4 protein-coding genes and 1 pseudogene are annotated in these 5,030 nt (G+C 65.5%); 4 read left to right on the top strand and 1 reads right to left on the bottom strand.

Annotated elements, in window-relative coordinates:
* Together IT472_RS09475 and IT472_RS09470 are read left to right on the top strand one after the other, a co-directional pair.
* Window positions 1–785, top strand: a pseudogene (locus IT472_RS09475) (ATP-dependent metalloprotease); the annotation flags it as partial.
* Window positions 786–971: 186 nt separating this feature from the next.
* Window positions 972–1,778, top strand: coding sequence for a hypothetical protein (locus tag IT472_RS09470; RefSeq protein WP_297181216.1), 807 nt, complete (start codon window positions 972–974; stop codon window positions 1,776–1,778).
* On the opposite strand, the gene pyrC is transcribed toward IT472_RS09470, so the two are convergent.
* The gene (pyrC, locus tag IT472_RS09465) at window positions 1,768–2,808 is read right to left on the bottom strand and encodes a dihydroorotase (RefSeq protein WP_297181214.1); all 1,041 of its coding nucleotides are present in this window, start codon (window positions 2,806–2,808) and stop codon (window positions 1,768–1,770) included. The two genes, IT472_RS09470 and pyrC, sit on opposite strands and share 11 nt — an antisense overlap.
* A gap of 86 nt (window positions 2,809–2,894) precedes the next feature.
* Here pyrC and folP point away from each other — a divergent pair, with 86 nt between their 5' ends.
* Window positions 2,895–3,788 (top strand): dihydropteroate synthase, encoded by an 894-nt coding sequence (gene folP / locus IT472_RS09460; protein ID WP_297181212.1) that lies wholly within the window; start codon window positions 2,895–2,897, stop codon window positions 3,786–3,788.
* 46 nt (window positions 3,789–3,834) lie between these two features.
* Window positions 3,835–5,030 (top strand): sodium/proline symporter PutP (putP, locus tag IT472_RS09455; RefSeq protein ID WP_297181209.1); only part of this gene is annotated, 1,196 nt, incomplete at its 3' end.

The raw sequence follows: 5,030 nt of genomic DNA, 5'->3' as shown, positions 1-5,030 counted from the left end.
CGCTGTTCGCTGCGCGCGAAAACGCGAAGGATGTCCGCATGGACCACTTCGACAAGGCGCGTGACAAGATCCTGATGGGTGCCGAACGTCGTTCGATGGCGATGAGCGAATCGGAGAAGACCCTGACCGCCTACCACGAGGCGGGACACGCCATCGTCGGTCGCCTCGTGCCTGAGCATGACCCGGTCTACAAGGTGACGATCATCCCGCGTGGGCGTGCGCTGGGCGTGACCATGTACCTGCCGGAAGGCGACAAGTACAGCTACAACCGCACCGCGATCGAATCGCAACTGGCGTCGTTGTATGGTGGCCGCGTCGCCGAGGAATTGATCTTCGGCGAGGACAAGGTGACGACTGGCGCGTCCAACGACATCGAGCGCGCCACCAATATGGCGCGCAACATGGTCACCAAGTGGGGCCTGTCGGAACTCGGCCCGATCACCTTCGGCGAGGAGCAGGACGAGGTCTTCCTCGGTCGAAGCGTGACCCAGCACAAGAATGTCTCCGACGAGACCGCGCGCAGGATCGATGAGGTGGTGCGCGGCATCCTCGACCGTGCCTATGCGCGCAGCACCCAGTTGCTGACCGAGCACATCGACAAGTTGCACACGATGGCGAAGACCTTGCTGGAATACGAAACCATCGACGTGCCGCAGATCGACGCGATCATGGAAGGCCGCGAGGTGCCGCCGCCTGCCGGATGGAGCAAGTCCGGCAATGGCAAGCAGGGGGGCGACGCAGCCCCGCCCGCCACCCCGATTGGTGGGCCGGCAACTCAAGCCTGATCTGAGTCCGGGAGACTCCTTGAAAAGGCCGAAGGCAACGCTGATCAAGTCAGCGTTGCCCGAAGTCCTGCGGCCTGTTCAGAGGGGAGAAGCGGACGCAATCCTGATCGCAGTTGCGGGATGTGGGCCCTTCCCGGAGACTGTCGGAGGGTACAGGCTTTCCGTCGGGGAGGTCGAAAGGTCAGCATGCTCCACCTTGGTGCCAAGTTAAAGCGGCAGGACTGGGTCGCCGTCGCCATCGAGCTGGTGGTGCTCGTGCTGGGCGTGTTCCTCGGCGTGCAGGCCACGAACTGGAACAGTGCGCGTGAGGAAAACCAGCGTTCAGCCATGTACACCGCACGCCTGAAAGAGGACTTGCGTGTCGAGGCATGGAACCTGGAGGCTCAGATCGGTTACAACGAGCAGGTCCTGGCCAATGCCGAACGTGCTGCCGATGCGCTGTCCGGCAAGGTGCCGTTGGCCGATGAAGCGTTGCTGGTCGCGGCCTATCGTGCGTCCCAGTATCTGGACAACCAGCATCGGCGTGCGACCTTCGACGAACTGATCTCGACGGGGGAGATCGGCCTGATTCGCGATCCGTCGTTGCGGACCTTGGCGGTGGATGTCTACACCCAGCCGCAGGTCGAGCAGATCGCACATGGCGGCAGGCAATCGGAATTTCGCCGGATGTTTCGCATGGCAGTCCCATTCCGGGTCCAACAGGTGATCGCCGCCAGTTGCGGGGACCGCGAGTTGTTGCTCGGTGACTATGCGCGCATTCGCGGCATGCTGGACTATCCCTGCACGACGACACTGGATCCTGCCTCCATCGCCGCAAGTGCCGCCATCCTGCGTGGGGATCCACGCATTCTCGCCATGCTGCAACTGCGCATTGCCGAGTTGAGCACGGACATCGACGGACTGACCGGCTATCTGTCCGTGTTCATTCGCAAACCTTTGCAGCGTCTGGTGGCCGAGGGTCAATCGCGGCCTGCAAGCCCACTCAATCGTTGAGCCGCCAGGCGACCTCGTCCCCCGCCCGCATCGGCACGCCGGTGCTGCCGCCGAAATCGACTGCATCGGGCACGCGCCAGGGCTGCTTGCGCAAGGTCATCGTGTCGCGGTTGCGTGGCAGGCCGTAGAAGTCGGCGCCGTGGAAGCTGGCGAAGGCTTCCAGTCGGTCCAGCCTGCCCACGCTGTCGAAGGCTTCGGCGTACAACTCGATCGCGGCATGCGCCGAATAGATGCCGGCGCAGCCGCAGGCGCTTTCCTTGGCGTGACGCGGGTGCGGCGCGCTGTCGGTGCCGAGGAAGAAACTCGGGTCGCCCGAGGTGGCCGCCGACAGCAAGGCCTGGCGGTGGCTTTCGCGCTTCAGCACCGGCAGGCAATACGCATGCGGGCGCAGGCCGCCGCTGAAGATCGCATTGCGGTTCAGCAGCAGGTGCTGCGGGGTGAGGGTGGCGCCGACGTAGGCCGGGGCCTCGGCAACGAAGTCGGCGCCGGCGCGGGTGGTGATGTGTTCGAGCACCATCCGCAAGCCGGGGAAATCGCGGCGCAGGCCGATCAGGTGGCGGTCGATGAAGACCGCCTCGCGGTCGAACACGTCCACTTCGGGATCGACAACTTCACCATGCAGCAGCAGCGGCAGGCCGTGCTTCTGCATTGCTTCGAACACGGCATGGCAGCGATGCAGGTCGGTGACGCCGCTGTCGGCATTGGTGGTGGCGCCGGCCGGGTAATACTTCACCGCGTGCACGCAGCCGCTGGCCTTGGCCTCGGCGATGTGGGCCGGGGTGGTGGCCTCGGTCAGGTACAGCGTCATCAGCGGCTCGAAGGCCGATCCGGCAGGCCGCGCGGCCAGGATACGCTCGCGGTAGGCGCGCGCTTCGGCCACGGTCGTGATCGGCGGCTTCAGGTTCGGCATCACGATGGCGCGGCCGAATCGACGGGCGCTGTCCGGCAGCACTGCGGCCAGCATGGCGCCATCGCGCAGGTGCAGGTGCCAATCGTCGGGGCGGGTGAGCGTCAGTTCGGTCGTGGCCATGCGTGCAGTGTACCGGCTGTGGTGATCGGTTCGCCCCGTGACACTCTGTGCAACGGGCTGCGCCGGCCATGATTTACACTCCCTGCATGTTCGATACCTCGCCCCAACTCGACTGCAATGGACGCATCCTGAAGCTCGACCGGCCGAAGGTGATGGGCATCGTCAATGTGACCCCGGATTCGTTTGCCGATGGCGGCGAACACTACGACAGCGAGGCCGCGATCACGCACGGGTTGAAGCTGGCGGAGGAGGGCGCGGCCATCCTCGACATCGGTGGCGAGTCCACCCGCCCCGGCGCACAGGCGGTGGCAGTCGAGGAAGAATTGCGGCGGGTGATCCCGGTCATCGAGGCGTTGGCCGCCCGGGTGTCGATTCCGATCAGCATCGATACCCGCAAACCCGAAGTGATGCGCGCAGCGGTGGCCGCCGGTGCCGGCATGATCAACGACATTTACGGGCTGCGAAATGACGGTGCGTTGGCTACCGCGGCGGAATTGAGCGTGCCGGTGGTCTTGTTGCACATGCAGGGCGAGCCGCGCACGATGCAGGATGCGCCGCAGTACGACGACGTGGTGGGCGAGGTGCATCGCTTCCTCGCCGAGCGCATCTTCGTGGCGGAACTGGCCGGGATCGCCAAGCGCAACATCGTCATCGATCCCGGTTTCGGTTTCGGCAAGACCACGCAGCACAACCTGCAACTGCTCGCGCAATTGCGGCGTTTCACCGAGCTGGGCGTGCCGGTGCTGGCGGGCCTGTCGCGCAAGCGCAGCATCGGCGAACTGACCGGTCGTGACGATCCACCTGCACGGGCGTCAGGTTCAGTGGCTGCACATCTGATCGCCGCCCAGAACGGCGCGATGCTGCTGCGCGTGCACGATGTGGCTGCGACCGTCGACGCACTCAAGGTATGGCATGCGGTGGCCGCAGTGCCGGCACCGCGCAAGGATGCGGGGCCGCCCGCGATCCTCTGGCCGGATTAAGTCGCATCCGGCTGCTACAGTGCGCCGATTCGTCCGGAGCACACCGATGACCGCCAGTACCCCGTTGTTGATCACCTTCGGCATCTATCTGCTGGCGATGGTCGGGATAGGCTTTGCCGCCTGGCGATCGACCCGCAACCTCGACGACTACATCCTCGGCGGGCGTTCGCTCGGCGGGTACGTCACCGCGATGTCGGCGGGGGCGTCCGACATGAGCGGGTGGTTGCTGCTGGGCCTGCCGGGGGCGCTGTACCTCAGTGGTGTGTCCGAGGCCTGGATCGCGATCGGCTTGGTGATCGGCGCTTGGTTGAATTGGCGCTTCGTCGCCGGGCCGCTGCGTGTCTACACCGAGCGCACCGATGACGCGCTGACCCTGCCGGATTACTTCACCACCCGGTTTGCAGCGGATGGCCGTCTGCTGCGTGTCGTCTCGGCACTCATCATCCTGGTGTTCTTCGCGGTGTATTGCGCCAGCGGGATCGTGGCGGGCGCGCGCCTGTTCGAGAGCGTATTCGGACTGCCGTATGCGCAGGCCCTGTGGTGGGGCGCGGCGGCGACCATCCTCTACACCCTGGTCGGTGGCTTCCTCGCGGTGAGTTGGACCGACACCGTGCAAGCGACCCTGATGCTGTTCGCCCTGTTGCTGACCCCGATCATCGTGATCCTTAGCGTCGGTGGCCCGCAGCAGGCGGTGGCGGGCATTGCCAGCGTGGATCCGCAGCGGCTGCATTGGATCGGCAAGGGCGGGCTGGTCGGGATCGTATCGGTGATGGCGTGGGGACTGGGCTATTTCGGGCAGCCGCACATCCTTGCCCGCTTCATGGCCGCCGATTCGCTGGCGGTGATCCCGCAGGCGCGCCGGATCGGCATGAGCTGGATGGTGCTCTGCCTGTTCGGTGCGATTGCGGTCGGCTTGGCCGGCATTCCCTGGGCTGCGGGGCACACCGACCAAGCGGCGGCGTTGATGGAGAATCCGGAGCGGGTGTTCATCGTGCTGACCGAGGCGCTGTTCAATCCGTGGATTGCGGGCGTGCTGCTGTCGGCAATCCTCGCCGCGATCATGAGCACGCTGAGTTGCCAGTTGCTGGTGTGTTCGAGTGCGTTGACCGAGGACCTCTACCACGGCTTCGTGCGCAAGCACGCCGGCGAGCGCGAGCTGGTCTGGGTCGGGCGCGCCATGGTGTTGGCGGTGGCCCTGCTGGCGATCTTCATCGCCCGCGATCCCGACAGCCGCGTGCTCGG

The organism is Thermomonas sp., assembly GCF_020850895.1.
GTDB lineage: Bacteria > Pseudomonadota > Gammaproteobacteria > Xanthomonadales > Xanthomonadaceae > Thermomonas.
The sequence above is the reverse complement of the archived record's forward strand: the minus strand, read 5'-3'. Positions and strand labels throughout refer to the sequence as shown.